Raw genomic sequence first — 20,097 nt, 5'->3', positions numbered from 1 at the left:
GTTTCTGATCCCCCCCGGGCGATTGTCGCAGTAGAAAGAAGGAGTAAAACAATGGCAATTCCCTCATACATGTGGCTCAAGGACGATGGTGGCGCGGACATCAAGGGTTCGGTAACCGTCCAGGGCCGCGAGGGCAGCATCGAGATCACGAAGTTCGATCACAGCCTGCATATCCCGACCGATGGCAACACCGGCAAGCTGACCGGCACGCGCGTTCACGCGCCGATCACGCTGATCAAGGAAACCGACGCATCGACCCCGTACCTCTACAAGGCCGTCACGAGTGGCCAGACACTCAAGTCGGCTGAAATCAAGTGGTACAAGATCGACGACGCGGGCAAGGAAAAAGAGTACTTCAATACGAAGCTCGAGAACGTGAAGGTCGTCGCCGTACGTCCGAAGATGCTTGACATCAAGGTCCCGGACTTTGAGAAGCACAACCACCTCGAGGAAGTCGAACTGCGCTACGAAAAGATCACCTGGTCGTACAAGGACGGCAACATCATCCATTCGGACACCTGGAACGAGCGTTCCTGATCCACTGATGGTCTGGAGGCCGGCAACACCTGCCAGTGGGTAGCGTCGGCCCCATTTGCCAGTCCGCATGGCCGGACTTGCCTTTTCCCTGCACGGGGCCGCCGCTCCTCACCTGGCGCGCCCCATCTCCCGATGTGCGAACCGCCCGAACATGACCGTGCACCACGACCGAAATCCCTCCTTTCGCGACGCCAGCCAGCTTCTGCAGCGGCTTAATCCACATTGCGCGAAGGCGCTCGAGGCCGCGGCGAGCCTGTGCCAGACACGGCTCGCGGACGAGATCACGGTCGAGCACTGGCTGCTCAAGCTGATCGAGGCCGCGGACGGCGATATCCCGGCCATCATCCGGCATTACGATCTGAACATCGACGCCGTGTGGGATGCGCTGCTCAAAGCCATCGACCACACACCGCGCAACCTGCGTGGCCAACCAAGCCTCTCCCTGCAAATGGCCACGGTTCTCCAGGACGCGTGGTCTCACGCCATGACCCTGGCCGATACCGGCGAGACGACCATCCGTTCAGCCAACATCCTGCAGGCCATCGTTGAGGCGCCGCATATCCTGCGCGCCACCAACGCCTGGCAACTGCTGTCGGTCAGCAGCGCGCAGATCGAACGCCTGCTGCCACGGCTCGGGCAGCGTACCTGTGAGAATCAACCGGTACCTGCGGAGCAACCCGCGGTGCCGTCGCAGACCAGTGCCGTCAGTCACGCGCCGGAAGGGAACGCGACATCGGCCGCAAAACACAGCGTGGATGGCGACGCCCTCGCCCGTTTTGCGATTGACATTACCGCAAAGGCGCGGGACGGCAAGATCGACCCCGTGTTCGGGCGCGATCGCGAAATCCAGCAGATGGTCGACGTACTCGCGCGCCGCCGCAAGAACAACCCGATTCTCGTGGGCGAGCCGGGCGTGGGCAAGACCGCGCTCGTGGAAGGTCTCGCGCTGCGCGTGGCCGAAGGCACGGTCCCGAACGTGATCCGCGACGTGCGCATCCTCACGCTTGATCTGGGCCTGCTGCAGGCAGGTTCGGGCGTCAAGGGCGAATTCGAGCAGCGCCTGAAGAATGTGATCGACGAGGTGCAGGCATCGAGCTTCCCAATCCTGCTTTTCATCGACGAGGCTCACACCCTGATTGGCGCGGGCAATGCCGCGGGCGGCGCCGATGCGGCCAACCTGCTCAAGCCGGCGCTCGCGCGTGGCGAGCTGCGCACGATTGCCGCCACCACCTGGTCGGAATACAAGGAGTATTTCGAGCGCGACGCGGCGCTCGAGCGACGCTTCCAGATGATCAAGGTCGACGAGCCTGATGACGCCGCGGCCTGCCTGATGCTGCGCGGCCTCAAGAAGCGCTACGCGACCTATCACAACGTGCACATCCGCGACGAGGCCCTAGTGGCCGCCGTCAAGCTCTCGCGTCGCTACATTCCTGCCCGGCAGTTGCCCGACAAGGCGGTCGATCTGGTCGATACGGCGGCCGCGCGCGTGCGCATGGGGCTCGAATCGCCGCCGGCGGACCTGCAGCGTGCCAGCGCCTCGGTCGCGGCACTGGAGCTGGAGCTTGCCACGCTCGAAGACGACGCGCGCGCCGGCGTCGAAGTCGTCGGCGCGCGTCGTGCATCGCTCGATCATGCACTCGTCGATGCGAAGGACCAGCTGGAAACCCTGCAACAACGCTACGGGCGGGAACTGGACCTCGTCCAGTCGCTGCTCGAACAGCGAGAAAACACGGCGGCCGGCAATGCGACCGCATTGACCCAGACGCGTGATGCACTCTCCCAGGCACAGGGCAAGGCACCCCTGATCTTTGCGGACGTAGACGCGCAGGCAATCGCACGCGTAGTGGCCGAGTGGACCGGCGTGCCGGTCGGCAACCTACTCGAAGACGAACTGCAGGGACTGCTCACGCTGGAGGACCAGCTTGCGAAGCGCGTCTGCGCACAGGATGAGGCGCTCGGAGCGCTCGCCGAAAGCCTGCGCACCGCGAAGGCGGGTCTCAAGAACGAGCACGCGCCGCTCGGAGTGTTTCTGCTCGCAGGCCCGTCGGGCGTCGGCAAAACGGAAACCGGCCTCGCACTTGCCGACCTGCTTTTTGGCGGAGAAGCCGCGCTCACGACGATCAACATGTCGGAGTACCAGGAATCGCACACGGTGTCGCAGCTCAAGGGCTCGCCGCCGGGGTATGTCGGCTACGGCCGCGGCGGCGTCCTGACCGAGGCGGTGCGCCAGCGCCCCTACAGCGTCGTGCTGCTCGACGAGGTCGAAAAGGCCCATCGCGACGTGCTCGACATCTTCTATCAGGTGTTCGACCGCGGCACGATGCGTGATGGCGAAGGACGCGAGATCGACTTCCGCAACTGCGTGATCCTCATGACGTCCAATCTCGGCAGCGCGCAGATTGACGAGGCCACGACCGACAGCCCGGACATTGCGCAGGCGGCACTCCTCGAGGCTGTCCATCCGCAACTCGTCGCGCACTTCCAGCCCGCCCTGCTTGCACGCTTCCAGACACTGGTGTACCGCCCGCTTGATGTCGCCGCGCTCGCCGCCATCGTGCGCCTGAAGCTGGCGAAGGTCGCCGAACGCCTGCGCCGGCAACACGAGGTCGAACTCATCTGCAATGAAACGCTCATCGGGTCGATGGCCGAATTGTGCGTCGCGCGCGAGTCCGGTGCGCGCAACGTGGACGCTTTCCTCAACAAGCGCATCCTGCCCGCGGTCTCCCGTGAGCTGCTCACGCGCATGGCCAGTGGCACCGCGCCCGCGAAGATTCTCCTGTCCAGTTCGGGAGAAGGCAACCTGACGATCGACTTCCTCGATCACGGGGAACCGGCCGCGCTGACGGCCCGGAGCGCGCCGGCGCAGCCGTTACCCAACGGCCTGCCCGCCGGCACGCTCAGATAAAAAAGCGGATGGCATGAAAATACTGTGTAGAGTTCATCAATGAATGTCGCGATTTGACAACCAATGCTTGTCGTTTTGAAGAGTGAAACTCGCCCTAGTGACAACTCGAAGCGGCCCAAGACAAACAATTCCTGTCGACTCGACACGGGGATGCTTAAAAAATCTACGTTCCGCACCTTTCTTCAGGGCGTTGCCAGCGCTTCTCCTTCGCAGACGTTCCCTCCTCGCCCCGGAGCGCACAGGTCACGGCATCGGGAAACGTTTCGAAGCTCGCACGGCCGCCCTGGAAATCGCGAGATGTCAGCAGCGGATAGACGTACGAAAAGACTTGGTAAATCTGCTCTCCGTTGAACGTCCATCCTCGAACGAAATTGCGGACCGCCGCCTTGGTCGCGCCGTAAACCCAGAAGGTGGGTGTCCATTTGACGCTCGCGACGGAGCCCGTGAGAATGATCGACGCACCGTCATTCAAGAGCGGCAGCGCCTTCTGGACGGTGAAGAGCACGCCCTTCACGTTGGTACTGAACAGTTTGTCGAAATGCGCTTCAGTGATGTTGCCCAATGCGGCGAACTCAGCGATGCCGGCGTTGGCGAAGACAATGTCGATTCTTCGGCCCGTCGCGTTGACGTTCTCATAGAGACTCAAGATCAGCCAGCCTCGCGACATCTCCCTGGATGCCAGTCACATTGGCCCCGATGGCGCTCACGGCTTCGTCGAGCTCCTTCTGGCGACGGCCGGTGATGAAGACGTACGCGCCCTCGGCGACGAAGCGCTTTGCCGTCGCAAAGCCTATCCCCGACGTGCCACCCGTAATGACGGCCGGCTTTCCCTGCAACTTGCCCATAGCGATGACTCCATTGATTGCCAATTCCGGTTTGCGGCGCCTCGGGTCAGCCGATCATCTCGTTGGCCGTCTGGCGGCTAGACTTCGAACCGGAACGCCACCCCGTCCCGCTCCACATGTCCAGCTGTCGGCGCGGCATAGTGGGTGCCGATGACGAGGATTGGCTGGTCGGCCCATTCGGCGAACAGCGTCGCGCGCGTGGTCGTCGCGACCTGGGTATCGCTGTCGAGGGTCGTCGCCCACTCGGGGTGCGCCATTTGGTAGGGATGGTGGGCAATGTCACCGGTGATCACTGCGCGCTGCCCTTCCGATTCGATCATCACGCTGACATGGCCGGGCGTGTGGCCGGGGGTTGGCCTCAGGCGGATCTCAGGCGAGATACGGTGATCCATCTCCACCAGGTCGACCAGGCCCGCATCGAAGATCGGCCGCACGCTGTCGCCCATGATCGCCTGCTGCTCCTCGTCGCCCTCGTTGCTCCAATGTTCGAATTCGCGCTTGCCGATCAGGTAGCGGGCCTTGGGGAAGGTCGGAACCCACTTGCCGTCCACGAGGATGGTGTTCCAACCCACATGGTCCACGTGCAAGTGGGTGCAAATCACGACGTCGACATCATCGCGGCTCCAGCCCGCATCCGCCAGGTGTTGCAGGAACGGCGTCGCCAGCGGGTTACCGCCGACCAGACGGCGCGGCTTGTCATTGCCGATGCAGGTGTCGACCACCAGCCGCAGCCCCGGCGCCTCCACCAGCAACGCCTGGACGGAAACGTTGAGCGAACCATCCTCGTTGGCAAAGTGCGGATAGAGCCACGGGCTGGCCTTCAGCGCCTGCGGCGTCGCATCCCGCAGGAAGAAGCTCTCCGGATCGTAGGGGAGGCACATCAACGTCTCGACCACGCAGGTGATCTTCACCGCGCCCACTTGCCAATTCAACATGACGACCTCCTGATGGTCACATCGCCAGGACGACCTTGCCAAACGGCCGGTCCTCTATCAGGTGACGCAGGGCTTCGCCTGCTTTGGCGAGGGGGTAGACCCGATGGACGATCGGCTTGACCGATCCGCTTACGATCAACGCAATGATGTCCCGCCACGCAGTGGCGATCGTGGCCGGTGACTGGGCGAACAGGGAGAAGCCGGCCATCCACGCGCGTTTCCAGATCAGGTCTGTGACATCGATCGTGGTTCTGCGGCCAGCGGAGTAGCCCAATGTGATCAGGGCGCCGCCGGGAGCCAGGCTGCTCAATGCCTCACTCGTCACGGTGCCGCCGATGCTCTCGATGACGATATCGACGCCCTGGCCGTCCGTGATCCGGCGAACGCCGTCGGCGAGACCTTCTGCGCCAAGGTCGACCACGTGCTCGAAGCCAAGCTCGCGCGCCCTGGCGGCTTTCGTCGAACTTCCGGCCGTCGAAAGCACCTTGGCGGCGCCCTGCGCCCGCGCAAGTTGATAGGTTGCGTTGCCGACCGACCCGCCGATCCCGGGAGCCAGCACCGTCATGCCCGGCTTGAATCCGGCGAGCGTTAGCGTGATCTGTGCCGTCAGCCAGGCGACTGGAAGGCTGGCCGCGAATATGTCGTCCATCGCGTCTGGTACGAACGCCAGCTCTTCGGGTCTCACCAGCAGCCATTCCTGCCACGCGCCATTCTCACGAACACCGTAGGGTCCCGTGAACATCACCCGGCGGCCCACCGCGAGTCCTGAATCGCCAGCATCCTCGATGACACCGGCACCCTCATTGCCGAGCACAAGCGGTGCCTTCGCTCGTGGGTGTGCGCCCGACAGGATCGTGTATTCGAGCGGCGTGACGCCGGCGGCCGTCACGCGGACCAGCACCCGGTCCTTCGCCGGTTGCGGCCTGGGTAATTCGATCTGCCGCAATCCGTTATAGCCCGAAAAGGTTTCCGCTTCGATCACACGCATGGCTGGCATCCTTTAAAGTGACAAACCTGTACGTTACTTTTATACTAGGTACAGGTCTGTTACTTTGTCAATCAGAAAATCCGGATGAAAGGAGATGGCGGATATGAAAGCAGAAGCCCGACCCCGACGGGGAGCCCCGCGAAAGGGCGAAGTGAGCGCGCGCGAGCGCATCCTCGCAACGGCAAGCGACCTGTTCTACCGCGAGGGCATCCGTGCCATCGGCATCGACACGGTCGTCGAGCAGTCCGGGGTATCGAAGACGAGTCTCTATCGCGTATTCGACTCCAAGGACGCTTTGATCTGCGCCTTCGCAGCCGAGAAAGATCAGTTGTTCTGGGCGTGGTGGGATGGCGTTGAAGAGAAGCACGCTGAAGACCCGCGCGCCCTGTTGGACGCGCTGCTGTCTGGAATCGCGAAACGGATTGCGCATCCCGCCTTTCGCGGCTGCCCTTTTCTTAACCTGGTGACGGAGTTTCCTGACGACAGCCATCCGGGCCGGGTCATCGCCCGAAACAACAAGGAAGAATTGCAGGCGAGGCTCGCGACGATAGTTGCGAGGGTAGGCGTCCGCGACCCCGACCGCACTGCTTCTCAGATAGCGCTGATCATCAACGGCGCATACGTCACCGGTTTGATAGCGCAGTCGTATGATCTACGGGGCGACCTCATCGACGCTGCGTCGAAATTGCTGGTCTAGCCGAACGCGATCATCTGCCAGAATCGGTTCTTGCCTCGAGTGCGTGGACGACAGCCGCTATGTCGGACTGTCCGTCCCCCAGCGCCAGCGCCTCATCGAATAGCGCATAGCAGACATCCAGTAGCGGCGACGCGACACCCGTCTCCCTGGCCGCTTGCGCAATCAATCGATTGACTTTTTGCGCATTGCTGATCGACCCCTGGACTTCGAAGTCGCGCGTCACCAGCTTGAGCATCTTCACGCGTGAGGTGTCGCTCGACATCTGACCGGCGTCGACGATGGCGCGGAACTGCTGCAGGTCGAGGCCATGTCGTTCAGCAAAATGAGCCGCTTCCGCAAGGCCGGTGACCATGGTCATCAGAAACAGGTTCACCGCGAGCTTCATGAGAAGTCCGTTCGGAACCGGGCCGCACAACATCGTCTGACGGCACATGGGCGCGAGCAGCGGGCGGACGCTTTCGATGGCTGCGTCTTCGCCTGCCAGCATCGCCACGAGCTGGCCCGCTTCGGCGGGCTTGCGCGAGCCCGACACCGGTGCTTCCACGTAGATGCCGCCGGCGTTGCGGATATCGGCGTCGAGTCCGCGTGAGTAGTCGGGCGAGGTCGTTCCCATCTGGACGATCGTGTGGTGCGCAACGTTTGCACTGAACTGCGCTGTGCCGCGGCTGAGGACGGCGTCGATTGCGTCGCCGTCGACGAGCATCAGGCATACCACGCAGGTCCGTTCAAATATCTCGACGGGATTCATCGCGACAGTTGCACCCGCCGCTCGCAAAGACTCGCATCTGTCAGCGGAGCGATTCCAGACAATGAGTGGTGTGCCCGCGCGGGCCAGATTGAGCGCCATGGGTTGCCCCATGACACCTAAGCCGATGAAACCGATGTCCATATTCACCTCGATCCCGACACGGTTGGCGCTTGAGGTTGCACAGTCGGCCAAATTGGCGCGAATACCAGGCGCGGGTGTCAAATGTAGCGGGCAGACTCGGAAACCTGTCGGAGTCCGAAATTTCAATCGCGAACATTGTTCTCTTGCAATCCCGCATTGCGTGTCAACACGAATCCTGTTTGCGGCGCGGCACTATCATGTTCACGACATGCACCAGCACGCTCTCGTCGTCCTGGTTCAGCGTAGTCGTTCGGAGCTTGACCAGACCCTGCTCCGGACGGGACTTCGACGGTCGCACCTCGAGCACTTCACACTCGACGCGCAACTCGTCACCGGGTCGCACTGGCCGGGGCCAGCGGCACTCGTCGAGCCCTGCGCCGACGAAACCGCCTGCCGGCTTGAGTCCGGTTTCAATCATCAACCGCATCGTCACGGCAGCAGTGTGCCAACCGCTGGCGGCCAGTCCACCGAAAATCGAGTCGCGCGCCGTCGCCTCATCGAGGTGGAAGGGCTGCGGATCGAACTCGGCAGCGAACGCAAGGACCCGCTCCTTGTCGATGCGCAGCCGCCCTGACCTGAACGTCTGCCCCTCTGCAAAGTCTTCCAGATAGCGCTCGGAGCCCGACACAGTCCCCGCTTCTCTCAGCTGCATGGCCATCCTCAATAAAGTGACTAACCTGTAACTAACTTTAATAATAGAAACAGGTCTGTAACTTTGTCAAGAGAGAAATCGGAAGGGGATGAGGTGCAGCCAAGCCTGCAAGTTTTCAGCGCGGTTCGATTTTGCCTCTGTGTGCGTATTCGGCCGGAGCCGACGGTCAATGATGGGCGGCGCGAGGCTGCTGCACATTCCTTTGCGGCCATTCGCAAGCCGGCGTCAACGAATGCCCATTCTCATCGCTGTCGAATGAGTCATGACGACCCTGACCCGTCATTCTGTCTCGCGGTGAATGGGCGGCCGGATTTTGTGGTCAACCGGCCGCTCGTCCCTTGGTTCCGGGCGAATCGTGTTACTCGCCGCTGCGCCATCCGGTCTGCTAGAACCGATACCCGACCCACACGCTGCCCTGTTGCACCGAAGCATGCGTGGTGTTGAACACCGTGTCGTAGCTCAGCGAGACGTCGAGATGCTTCGCCGGATGCATCGTCACGCCTGCGCCCGCCGTCAGATACCCGCGCGGTAGCGTCGTGCCCGGCGCGGCGAACAGCGTGCCGTCCTGTGAAGCCACGCTCATCGCGCGTCTAGTATCGAGCAGTTCGTGCGCGTAGCCAAAACGCAGTTCCGCGGTGACCGGCTTCAGGCTGTCGCCGAACGCCTTGTCGAGCGTCACGCCCACATAGGGTTGCAGACTGTGCACGTTGTCCGTACCGACGTTCAGGTCTTCGCCGCCCGCGCCGCTTTCTCCAAAGCTGTTCGCGTGGAAGTACGCGTAGCGCAGTCCGAGGCTCGGCGTCACCGTCACGCTGCCCAGTTGCATCGGCAAGCTGGCCTGGCCGCCCGTGTCGAACTCCTGGCCCATGTGATCGCCTTCGGCATTGACCGGGCCGAACGGGCGCTTCTGCGACAGGAAATCGAGTCCCGCGCCGAAGGTGGCCGCCAGATTCACCGGCCCGACGCTGCGCTCGCCGTACAGCGCTACACGCAGCGTATCGGTGGTGCCCGAGTCGCCGGTGTTCTGCTCGTCGATATCGGCGTGGTCGTAACCGGCCGCGACCCCCACCGTATAGTCGCCGAGCTTGCGCTCGAGGCCTGCCAGGAAGCCATAGCGCTGGCTCTGGAAGCCCGGCGCGCCGTTCGTGCCGCCGACGTTCGTCAGGTTGCCCGTCGCGGTGATCCAGCCGGTCGCGCTGGTTGACGCGGCCGACATGCCGCTCAGGCGTCCGAGCAGCGCGCTGCTCTGCGCCTGGGCGCCGAGTAGGGCGGTCGTGCCAAGCGCCGTGTAAATGCTCGTATCGATCGGCGCGACGACCACCGGCCCCGATCCACCGGAACCGCCCGTTCCCTCTGCGGCATTCGCGAGCGCCAGAACGACCGAGTCCGCGCCATAGGTGACGCTCGGCGTCAGCGTGCCGAGATTCGCTGCGCCCGTGCTCGTCGTGCTGCTGAACGTGCCGCTCACGCCGCCGGTCGCCGAGACCAGCGTGTACGACTTCACGGTGTAGGTGCCCGGGTCGTAGGTGATCGCGAGCACGCCGTTCAGCGTCGCGCTGCCGTTGACCTTCAGTTGCGAGGCGTCGGTCGGGCTGACTTCGATCGAAAGCGTCGCTGTGCTGGCCTGCGTATAGTTCCCGCCGACCGTCAGCGTGCCGATCGAGCCACCCGGCATGACGGTGCCGTTGTTGTTCACGTCGCCTTCGACCATGCCGTGGCCGCGCAGCGTGCCCGCTGCATCGACTTGCACGGCGCCGCCGAGCGTCGCTTGCGGAGTATTGATGTCGCCCACTTCGAGCAGGCCGCTCGCGATCTCCGTCGTGCCCGTGAACGACGCACTGTTGCCGTCAAGAATCAGCGAACCGCTGCCCGCGGTTTTGAGCTTGCCGGAACCCGTGAAGGCGCCACTGAACGTGCCGCTCGCATTGTTGATCGTCAGCGTCCGGCTGCCAAGGTACACGCTGCCGCCGCCCGAGAGGTTGGCAATGGATGCGCCGTTCGTCGTGTTCGAGATGTCGAACGTGCCGTTGTCCGTCACGCCGCTCGATGCAGACACGCCGCCTGCACCGGACAGTGCAAGCGTCGCGCCAGTATTGATCACGGTTGCGCCAGTGAAGACGTTGTTTGCCGTCAACGTCAGAGCGCCGCCATTCCCGCTATTGGCCACCGTCATGCCACCGGACCCGCTGATGACGCTAGCCAGCGTCACGTTGTTGCCGTTCGTGTCGAACGTGCCGCCATTGGCGCCGAGCGCGCTCAACTGGCCCGACACATCGAGTGCATTGCCGCTCGCCCATTGCAGGCCGCCCCCGTTCAGCGCAATGCGATTGCTGGCGCCACCCAGATTGCCGAGATTGCTGAAGTTGATCAGACCGCCGGTAATGGTGGTACCACCCGTATAGGTATTGCTGGCGGTGAGCGTCAGCGTGCCAGAGCCGGTTTTGGTCAGGCCGCCTGCACCGCTGATGACCGATGCCAGCGTAACTGCGTTGCCGTTCGTATCGAACGTGCCGCCATTGGCACCAAGCGCGTTCAACCGGGAGGAAATATCCACGGTGTTGCCGGTTGCCCATTGCACGCCGCCACCGTTCAGCGTGATGCCACCCATACCGAAATTGCTGGCGTCGTTGAAGTTGATCAAGCCACCCGTGATGGTCGTTCCACCCGTATAGGTGTTCGCGCCCGTGAGGACCGTCGTGCCGCTCCCGCGCTGATTGACGCCGCCGCTGCCACTGATATTGGCCGAGATCGTGGACGTGTCGGTCTGATTGAAATTGACCGTGCCATTATTCACGAGGCTGTTCAGGCCGGTCATCGCGCCCCCGGTCGTATCGTTGACCGTGGCGTCTCCCAGATTGAAGGTGCTGCCGCTGTTGATGGTGAAGGCAGTCGCCGAACCCGTGAAGTTCAGCATGCTCCCCCCGCCGAGGTTAAATACGCCAGTCGCGCCGCTTCCCCCTGCGCTACCATAGGTGCCGGCTCCACCGCTGTCACCCCCCAGAATCAACTGGTGAACATTGACAACAGACTGGCCTGCAACTGTGAGCGTGCCATTACCGCCATTACCGCCATTGCCGCCAAGGTTAGTACCGCCGCCGCTACCGCCGCCATCGCCGCCGATACCCAGCGTGCCTTCGACCGTCAGCGTTGCCCCATTGACGAGCACAGTGCCGGTGCCGCCATTGCCACCGTTCTCGCCGTAATAAGGCATGGAGCCGCCACCGCCGCCGCCAGCACCAACCTGCATGCTCCCGCCTACGGTAATCGTCGCGCCACCGGAGACAGTAAGCGTGCCGCTCCCGCCACTGCCGCCGTTTTCTGCGCCGGCAATATTATTCAGAGCACCGGCGCCACCACCACCGCCGCCGACCAGCAGATCGGAGTTGACGGTGAACTGAACGCCTCGACCGTTGACAGTCAATGTGCCATTCGCGCCATCAGCAGCATTGGAAACCGACTCTTCGGCACCACCGCCGCCACCACCGCCTATGCCCACATAGTCGTAACTCGCCGACGAGCCGATCGCCAGGGTGCTGCCGTAACTCGTGACAGAAATTGCGGCACTAGCGTTCTGGCCGTTACCTGTCCCGCCCAAGATGCCGTTCGTATCGCCGCCGCCGCCGTGGCCTGTCGTATCGCCAATGCCGCCAGCGACGCCTCCGCCATTACCGCCGTATGGGTTTGGGGTGAGGGTAGATGGATTTATCCCGCCGCCGCCCCCGCCGCCCATGCCACCGCCGCCGCCGCCGCCGTACTGGAAATCGCCGCCGCCGCCGCCGCCGCCGATAGCACCGGCGCCGCCGTAGTTGATCCCACCCGTGTCGCCGCTTCCGCCAGTGCCCACAAGCAGGCCCGACGATTGAGCAACGGCACCCGTCATTGGCATCAGAACGCCGCCAAGCATCAGACCGGCGACCGCCACAGCCTTGCTCGATGCTTTGCCCCGTGCGCGGGCGATTTCGGAAGTCACCTGCCAGGCCCCGAGCGAGTGATTCCAGATAGTCCGATAGATGTGATTCATTGATATTTTTATGATTTGATGAGAATTACAGGATCCGCCCCGATCCATTGCTTTCGGTCGACCGCTCTTTATTGCCTTCGCTGCCAGAAATGCGATTCAAGGTTCATCACTATTATTTCTGCACCATGAATTGAATGATGTCGCGCGGCGATTGGAATTTTTCTTTCTCAAGTGCACCTTTCGACACCGTGCGGCACATTGCATCCCCCGCCCATTTTTTCCCGGATACGTCAGCTTTGTTCACGGTAGGCTGATGCTCGACGACGAAACTGCGAATCACGTTTGATTTATCTCCCGTGAGGGGAAAATTGGATAGTCCATTCTGCTCCGGGCCATAGTTCCGGTTGTCCACCCAGTTGTGGAAAGCCATATGGCGGCTCAAGACAGCCTGATGCTCCGCAACTTGAACATCGTCGACGTAATAGCGGACGACGGATGCCAGCCATTCGATACGGTAGGTATGCCAGGCGTAGATGCTGCCCGGATTGGCCAAGGTGGTTTCACAAACCATCAAGCCGTCCTTGCTCGACAAAGGCGTGACGGTCTGCAAGAGGACTCTGCTTGCCGCTGGATTGCCCGGCACGCTGTACTCCATGAACCAGGCCAACTGGATCGTGAGTGGATCCATCGTCGTGTTCCAGAAACCCCAGCCCCGGCTTCCGCCCTGATGTTCGTTCTCGGCCTTGATTTCGGTAGTAAGGCGGACGTTGTTGTGCGGTCCAGCTTGCCAAGGATTGTTGAAAGCAACGTCACGGATCGTTTTCCAGGGAGATTCCGTATCGAAGACGGAGAAAGTCAGGAGGTTGGGTTCCAGATACACCGGCGCTGACGGAGTTGCCCACGACGAGTGAACACCGGGGAACGGTGCCGGCGAAAGCGGCTTTCTATAGGGATAGGGTTGGGCGCAGTTGTAGTCGATTTGCAGACCCAGCGCCTGGCCCCACGCGCTTTTCGACAATCCTGCTCCGCTGTCCTTGATACAAGAATTGTTGTACATCTCCGCATTGGTATACGGTGCGGGCGATGCGGTCGCTTTGGCGGTAAGCCGAACACAGGGCTTATCTACTGTGCAGCCGTCGATATCAGTGATATTAAAAACATGTGTTGCGGACGCATCTTCCCGCCAGAACCAGGTATTGAAAGTGGTGTCAGCAGGGTCCTGTGCCGAATAGGCGTAGTTGTCCCGATAAGCCAGTTCCCATGCGCCGGCCGGCATGGCGCAGGCCGGCCAGAGACAGAGCAACGGCGAAAGGACTGCAAGCATCGCGCGCAGTAAGATGTGCGGGTACGCCGCGTACCGGACGTGGCCTCTATCAAAGAGCTTGTTTGTCGATCTGACGAAGTAGTGTCTCAACATGGAATTGTAGTTATTTAACTACATAAGGCGCACTAAATGAAATAGTGGCTCGGGCCACTGACTTTTGATCGCTATCGTCACCGCGAAAAGTCGCGCGCACGAAATTTGGTGCCCTGAAAGCCCGCATCGCCAAACGTGACCAGAAACAGGCTATGCGGTCGCTTCCCGCCCACCGGTCGGCAACGTTTCGGTGGCTTGTTGCTTACCCTTAGGGTTATCGGCTTGCGGCTACCAATTCTTTACATTTTCGTTGCACCGAAAAGCCCAGCACAGAAAGACTGATATCCCGAGAGGACTGGGCGGTTGAAGACGTCGCTGATTCGACACAGGACGAGGCGGACGTCATCCAATCGCGCACTACATGATCTGTGCCGGCGGGACGTTCACGGCGATGACTCCGACAATGGTGGCAGCGGGGGCTTGGCCATTGCGTTTGACTACGACAACGAGTCACATCCGCACAGCGCCCTGTACCGCTCGCCACGCGAATTTCGCCAACGAGCAAATTCTCCAACCTAAGCGTGACCGCGTGTCCCGTCATGCAAGGGCAAGTCCACGCGAGTCGGGCGAGAGCACTGGCGGATATCAGCGCTAATATCCGCCAGTGCTCATTTGCGCGCGCCCTTGGCATCAAGATGCTGGAGTCTCGGAAGGATTCGTTCGACAACTGGAAGGGGGCGACTCCAACTCCTGTCCCTCAGTGTCCGTTGAGCGAGCAGGAACTGCCTGCCCGATGGCCCGCATCGACGCAGATGCATGACTCAACCTGGCCGAGAGCACCAATTCGACGAGTCGGGCCACAGGCAGCCGCTCATATACATCGCTGGCTAGTCACGTCGTCGTTCAACCGGTTGAGGGTCCGCCATCACGTTACATGCGGTGACCGCTGGAGGTAAATCGAATGAGTCTCCGGACACTGAGCATCGCTCGGTGGCCCGCTCCGCCACCGGAGCCCGGCCTGAGATCGTCGCCGCCGGCATACGTGGCCGAGGCTCGCCGCGCGATGAGAAACGATTGAGACTTCGTGCAACCGGCAAGCTTTTGTATGATTGCGTGTGCATCGATTTGCCCTTATCTGGCGGAAAATGTCTCTCCAGCCCCCGGCTGGCGCACCGAGTCGCGTGCAAAATCCGGTCGACATTTCCGATGTTCTGCGTGTCATACAACGATTCGGAAAAAATGCCCGCACAAACTGCGATTGATCCGCTCCGCTTCAAACGCATCATTCAGCGCAATGTCGCCCTGCCGCTTCTAGCGGGTTTCGCGACCGTCGTCGTCTTCGTCGCGTTGATCGCGTATCTCGTCTCCACGATGAACTGGGCCGAGCATTCCGAGCGCGTGATTGGGGAAGCCTACGAACTCCAGCGCGTGCAGGCAGACCGCGAGTCGAGCTTGCGCGGGTTCCTCCTCAACGGCGACGAGCGCACGCTATCGCTCTACGAGGTGGGCCGTCCGCGCTTTAACGCGCAGATCGACAGCCTTTCCGCGCTCGTCGCCGACAATCCGCCCCAGGTGGAGCGCCTCAAGCGCATCGGCGCGATCGTCACCCAATGGGACGCGGTCGCACGCGAGGCGATCCGTCTGAGGCGCGCGCACGACACAGACCTCGCCATCGTGCAGACCGAGAGCGGTGTAGCGAACGCCAACGCGATCCGCAGTGAATTTGCCGATTTTCTCGAGGTGGAAAACCGACTACGCCAGGAGCGCACGACAGCCGCGCGGCAGCTCACGCTCGCCACCGTGGCCATCTTTCTCGCGCTCACCGTGATCGTGAACGGCCTGCTCGCGTGGTTCGGCCGCCGCGAATTGACGGCGCTCTCGCGTACCTACGACGAAGCGCTGCGGGGTCAGGCCGAACAGTCTGAGGCACTCACCGAGCAGGTCTGGCTGCGTTCCGGGCAGCGCCTGCTCGCCGAGAGCGGCACGGGCAAGGAAGCGCTCGCAGACGTGGGTCGTGCGATGCTCGACTGTCTCGCGGGCTACCTGAACGCAAGCATTGCCACGCTCTATGTGCGAGACGGTCACGACCCGACGCTTCGTCGCATTGCAACATTCGGGTTCGGCAACGAGAGCGCGTACAACGTGGCGGAACTCCAAAACGGCCAGACGCTCGTGGGCCAGGCCGCCGCGTCGCGACGCGTCATCGAGCTGCGCGAGGCTCCCACCGGCTACCTGAAGGTCGAGTCAGGGCTGGGGTCGGCCGCGCCCGCGTCGCTGCTGATCGCGCCCATCGACGCCTCGGGCCGCGTCAACGGCGTCGTGGAACTAGGCTTCATGCACGCGCTGCTGCCGCGCGACAGCGAGCTTCTCTCGCGCGTGGCGAGCACCATGGGCGACCTCGTGCAGGCGGCCGTGTCGCGCGAGCGGCTCGAAGCCGCCTATGGCGAAGCGCAGCAGCTGAACCACGAATTGCAGGTGCAGCAGGAGGAATTGCGGGTCGCGAACGAGGGCCTGGAAGAGCGCGGACGCGCGCTGATGGACTCGCAGGCGCGCCTCGAAGCGCAGCAGACGGAGCTGGAGCAGACCAACGTCCAGCTGGAGGAGTACGCGCGGCGCCTCGAGACACAAAAGAGCGAACTCGTAGTCGCCCAGAACGAACTCACGAAGAACGCCGAGCGCCTCGAGCAGTCGAGCCGCTACAAGTCGGAATTCCTCGCGAACATGTCACACGAACTCCGTACGCCGCTCAACAGCTCGCTGATCCTCGCGAATCTGCTGCAGCAGAACCGCTCCGGCAACCTCACGGAAGAGCAGGTGCGCTACGCGGCCACGATCCACGCGTCGAACACCGATCTTCTCTCCCTCATCAACGACATTCTCGATCTCTCCAAGGTCGAAGCGGGCCAGGTTCAGTTGATGCTCGAACCCGTCAAGCTCGACGACGTGATGGCCTCGCTCAGGGAAACCTTCGTGCCGCTCGCGCACGAGAAGAATGTCGCCTTCACGATCGACCGCCTGCCCGGCGTGCCGGACACGCTCGTAACCGACGGCCAGCGGGTGCTGCAGATCCTGCGCAACCTGCTCTCGAACGCGTTGAAGTTCACGGCGCATGGTGAAGTGGCGCTTACCCTCTCGCTCGTCGATGCGAAGGTGGTTCGCTTCGATGTGCGGGACACCGGAATCGGCATCCCGCAGGACAAGCTCGAAATGATCTTTGAGGCGTTCCAGCAAGCCGACGGCTCGACGAGCCGCCAATATGGCGGCAGCGGCCTGGGCTTGTCGATCTCGCGCGAACTCTCGCGGCTTCTCGGCGGTCGCATCGGCGTGGCGAGCGAGCCGGGCATGGGCAGCGTGTTTACGCTCTGGCTGCCGCTCGACAGCGCGGCAGTGGCGCGGGACGCGACTGTGCAGACCGAACCGCGGTCGAAGCGGCCCGCAAGCGCGGGCCCGGAAGACCGGGCGCCGGCCGCCGTCGCCCTCATGCAGGCGCTCGCGCCATCGGGCGCTGCGGCCACACCGGAGGCGCAGCAGAAAGCGCAGCCAGAGCAAGCCCTTGCCGACGACCGTGACTGCCGCTCCCACGGCAAGCGCGCAATTCTCGTGATCGAGGACGACCTTCCGTTCGCGGAAATCCTGCGCGATCTCGTGCGGGAGCTGAATTTCGACTTCCTCCACGCCGCAGACGGCGCCACCGGCTTCGCCATGGTGAAGGACGAAGCGCCGGTCGCGGTGCTGCTCGACATCGGCTTGCCGGACCGCTCCGGCCTCTCCTTGCTCGAATGGCTCAAGAGCGATCCGCTCACGCGCCATGTGCCGGTGCACATCGTCTCGGCCACCGATCACGCCGACAAGGCGCTGCACCTCGGCGCCGTCGGCTACACCCTCAAGCCCACGGCGCGCAGCACGCTCGAAGCGGCGATCCGGCGGCTGGAGACGCGCCTCGAACAGCGCGTGAAGCGCGTGCTCGTTATCGAGGACGACCGCGCGATGCGCGAAAGCATCCGCGCGCTTCTGGTGGGCGACGGCGTGGAAATCGTTGCGGTGGGCACCCTCGCCGATGCGCACACGCAGATCGCGCAAGGCGTGTTCGACTGCATCGTCACCGATCTCACGCTGCCCGACGGCACCGGCTACGACCTGCTCGAAACGCTCGCCGGCGATTCGGGCTACGCGACGCTGCCCGTGATCGTCTACACCGGCCGCATGCTCTCGGACGACGACGAGCAGCGCCTGCGCCGCTATTCCAGGTCGATCATCATCAAGGGCGCGCGCTCGCCCGAGCGCCTGCTCGACGAAGTGACCTTGTTCCTGCACAGTGTGGAATCTTCGCTCGCGCCGGAGCAGCAGCGCATGCTGCGCGCCGTGCGCCAGCGCGACGGCACGTTCGAGGGCAAGACGATCCTGCTGGCCGAGGACGACGTGCGCAACATCTTCGCGCTCTCGCATGTGATCGAACCGCTCGGCGCGACGCTCGTGATCGCGCGCAACGGACGCGAGGCGCTCGATCTGCTCAATATCACGCCCAAGGTCGATCTCGTGCTGATGGACGTGATGATGCCGGAAATGGACGGCATCGCCGCCATGCGGGCGCTGCGGGAAGACCCGCGCTTCGCGCGCCTGCCGGTGATCGCGCTAACCGCGAAAGCGATGGCCGACGACCGCCTGCGCTGCCTCGAGGCAGGCGCGGACGACTACGTTTCGAAACCGATCGACGTGGACAAGCTCGTATCACTGTGCCGCGTCTGGCTGCGTAAATGACGCAGCCGGCCACGCTCCGGGAACCCATCATGACCGAACCAGTGACGAGCGGCGCACGACGGACGATGAGCGATTTCGACATCGAGTTGCGCCTGCTGCTCGAAGCGATTTATCTGAAGTATCAGCACGACTTCCGCCACTATTCGCTGCCCTCGCTGCGCCGGCGTCTGGAGCAGGCGCGCCAGGATTTCGGCGTCGCGACGCTGAGCCAGCTTCAGGATCGCATCTTGCGCAGCGCCGACGACTTCTCGCGCCTTTTCGGCTATATGACCGTTCAGGTGAGCGACATGTTTCGCGATCCGGACTACTTTCTCGCGCTGCGCCGCCACGTCCTGCCGGTGTTGCAGACCTATCCCTCGCTCAAGGTGTGGGTGGCGGGCTGCAGCACAGGCGAGGAGCTGTGGTCGCTGAAGATCCTGTTCGAAGAAGAAGGGCTGGCCGAGCGCACGCTATTCTACGCAACCGATATCAGCCCCGACGCACTCGAGCGTGCGGAGTCGGGCATTTATCCCGTGGAGCGATTCACGGGATTCAGTCAGAACTATCTCGCCGCGGGCGGCCGGCGCACGCTCTCCGACTACTATCACGCGGCCTATGGCGGCGCGCGTCTCTCAGGCGCACTCAAGGAGCGTGTGGTGTTCGCGGACCACAGCCTGGCGACGGACGAAGTGTTCCTCGAAGCGCATCTCGTGTCGTGCCGCAACGTGCTGATTTATTTCGACCGGCGGTTGCAGGACCGCGCCATCGGCCTCTTTGAACAGGCGCTGGTGCGGCGCGGGTTTCTCGGCTTCGGCAGCAAGGAAAATCTGAGGTTTTCAAGGCATCATGCGGCGTTCGACGAGTTCTGCCCGGCCGAACGCATCTACCAGAAACGCTGACTGGAATCGCCAGCAAGGATCGCATCGTCATGGACGACTCGCGCCAGAAGCCTCCCGCCGCCCGCCGCGTTCCGCCCGGCGCGGGCGGGCGCATGCGCCGGGGGCGGTTCGACGCAGTGGTGATCGGCGCCTCCGCGGGCGGCGTGGAGGTGCTGGGCCGGATACTGCCGAGCGTGCCGGCTTCGTTCGACGCGGCCCTACTGATCGTGATGCATCTGCCGCCAGGCACGCCAAGCTTCCTTGTGCAGGCGCTCGCGAATCTTTGCGCGCTGCCGGTGAGCGAACCCGACGCGGGTGAGCCGATCCTGGCCGGACACGTCTACGTCGCGCCGCCCGACTACCACATGCTGGTGGACAGCGACGCGAATGTCGCGCTATCTATCGACGCACCCGTGCGCTTCTCGCGCCCGTCGATCGACGCGCTCATGGAGTCGGCAGCGACCGCATACGGAGCGCGTCTGCTCGGCATCCTGCTCACTGGCGCGAACGACGACGGCGCGCGCGGCCTCGCTGCGATACGCGCCGCGGGCGGCACGGTCTGGGCGCAGACGCCCGAAAGCGCGCTCGCGCCGCGCATGCCGGAGGCGGCGATCGCGCTCGGCGCCGTGCACGAGACGATGACCCCTGCTGCTATCGCCGCGCGGCTCGCCGCGTGGGGCGAACAACGAATCGACAAGGAATGACCAGGACCACCG

Annotated in this window: 12 protein-coding genes and 2 pseudogenes; 6 read left to right on the top strand and 8 right to left on the bottom strand. The window is 63.0% G+C overall.

Going from position 1 to position 20,097, the window contains the following annotated elements:
• Positions 1-51 precede the first annotated feature (51 nt).
• Both JMY28_RS30670 and tssH read left to right on the top strand, forming a co-directional pair.
• Entirely contained in the window at positions 52-537 is a 486-nt protein-coding gene (locus JMY28_RS30670; protein ID WP_201699673.1) for an Hcp family type VI secretion system effector, read from the top strand.
• Between the two features lie 151 nt (positions 538-688).
• Positions 689-3,442, top strand: a complete 2,754-nt coding sequence (tssH, locus tag JMY28_RS30665) for a type VI secretion system ATPase TssH (RefSeq protein WP_201699672.1) — start codon at positions 689-691, stop codon at positions 3,440-3,442.
• 355 nt (positions 3,443-3,797) lie between these two features.
• On the opposite strand, the pseudogene JMY28_RS30660 reads toward tssH, so the two are convergent.
• The 3 genes and pseudogenes from JMY28_RS30660 to JMY28_RS30650 all read right to left on the bottom strand — a co-directional run.
• Positions 3,798-4,287: pseudogene (locus JMY28_RS30660) on the bottom strand (SDR family NAD(P)-dependent oxidoreductase); the annotation flags it as partial.
• A gap of 77 nt (positions 4,288-4,364) precedes the next feature.
• The gene (locus tag JMY28_RS30655) at positions 4,365-5,222 is read right to left on the bottom strand and encodes an MBL fold metallo-hydrolase (protein ID WP_201699671.1); all 858 of its coding nucleotides are present in this window, start codon (positions 5,220-5,222) and stop codon (positions 4,365-4,367) included.
• A gap of 16 nt (positions 5,223-5,238) precedes the next feature.
• A complete protein-coding gene (locus tag JMY28_RS30650) occupies positions 5,239-6,210 on the bottom strand; it encodes a quinone oxidoreductase family protein (protein ID WP_201699670.1) in 972 nt (323 codons plus the stop codon).
• 103 nt (positions 6,211-6,313) lie between these two features.
• Between JMY28_RS30650 and JMY28_RS30645 the strand changes: the two genes are divergently transcribed.
• Positions 6,314-6,907, top strand: a complete 594-nt coding sequence (locus tag JMY28_RS30645) for a TetR/AcrR family transcriptional regulator (protein ID WP_201699669.1) — start codon at positions 6,314-6,316, stop codon at positions 6,905-6,907.
• Between the two features lie 10 nt (positions 6,908-6,917).
• Here the strand turns inward: JMY28_RS30645 and JMY28_RS30640 are convergent, their stop codons facing one another.
• The 5 genes and pseudogenes from JMY28_RS30640 to JMY28_RS30625 form a co-directional block, all read right to left on the bottom strand.
• Positions 6,918-7,796: an NAD(P)-dependent oxidoreductase gene (locus JMY28_RS30640; protein ID WP_201699739.1), complete on the bottom strand. Its 879-nt coding sequence runs from the start codon at positions 7,794-7,796 to the stop codon at positions 6,918-6,920.
• 163 nt (positions 7,797-7,959) lie between these two features.
• Complete coding sequence (locus JMY28_RS30635) at positions 7,960-8,448, bottom strand: MaoC family dehydratase (protein WP_201699668.1); 489 nt, start codon at positions 8,446-8,448, stop codon at positions 7,960-7,962.
• Between the two features lie 385 nt (positions 8,449-8,833).
• On the bottom strand, positions 8,834-11,362 hold the full coding sequence (locus JMY28_RS30630; RefSeq protein ID WP_236597121.1) for an autotransporter outer membrane beta-barrel domain-containing protein: 2,529 nt from the start codon (positions 11,360-11,362) through the stop codon (positions 8,834-8,836).
• Between the two features lie 1,044 nt (positions 11,363-12,406).
• A pseudogene (locus JMY28_RS39570) lies at positions 12,407-12,469 on the bottom strand (ESPR domain-containing protein); the annotation flags it as partial.
• 112 nt (positions 12,470-12,581) lie between these two features.
• A complete protein-coding gene (locus JMY28_RS30625) occupies positions 12,582-13,685 on the bottom strand; it encodes a hypothetical protein (RefSeq protein WP_201699666.1) in 1,104 nt (367 codons plus the stop codon).
• Positions 13,686-15,005: 1,320 nt separating this feature from the next.
• Between JMY28_RS30625 and JMY28_RS30620 the strand changes: the two genes are divergently transcribed.
• From JMY28_RS30620 to JMY28_RS30610, 3 genes are read left to right on the top strand one after another with little or no spacing between them, the layout of a single operon-like run.
• On the top strand, positions 15,006-18,524 hold the full coding sequence (locus JMY28_RS30620; RefSeq protein WP_201699665.1) for a response regulator: 3,519 nt from the start codon (positions 15,006-15,008) through the stop codon (positions 18,522-18,524).
• Positions 18,525-18,553: 29 nt separating this feature from the next.
• Positions 18,554-19,402 carry a CheR family methyltransferase gene (locus JMY28_RS30615; protein WP_201699664.1) on the top strand — a complete coding sequence of 283 codons (849 nt, stop codon included), beginning with the start codon at positions 18,554-18,556 and terminating at the stop codon, positions 19,400-19,402.
• Between the two features lie 29 nt (positions 19,403-19,431).
• Positions 19,432-20,085: a chemotaxis protein CheB gene (locus JMY28_RS30610; RefSeq protein ID WP_407945558.1), complete on the top strand. Its 654-nt coding sequence runs from the start codon at positions 19,432-19,434 to the stop codon at positions 20,083-20,085.
• Positions 20,086-20,097: the final 12 nt, after the last annotated feature.

The sequence above is a fragment of the Paraburkholderia hiiakae genome (assembly GCF_904848665.1).
Classification (GTDB): domain Bacteria; phylum Pseudomonadota; class Gammaproteobacteria; order Burkholderiales; family Burkholderiaceae; genus Paraburkholderia; species Paraburkholderia hiiakae.
The sequence above is the reverse complement of the archived record's forward strand: the minus strand, read 5'-3'. Positions and strand labels throughout refer to the sequence as shown.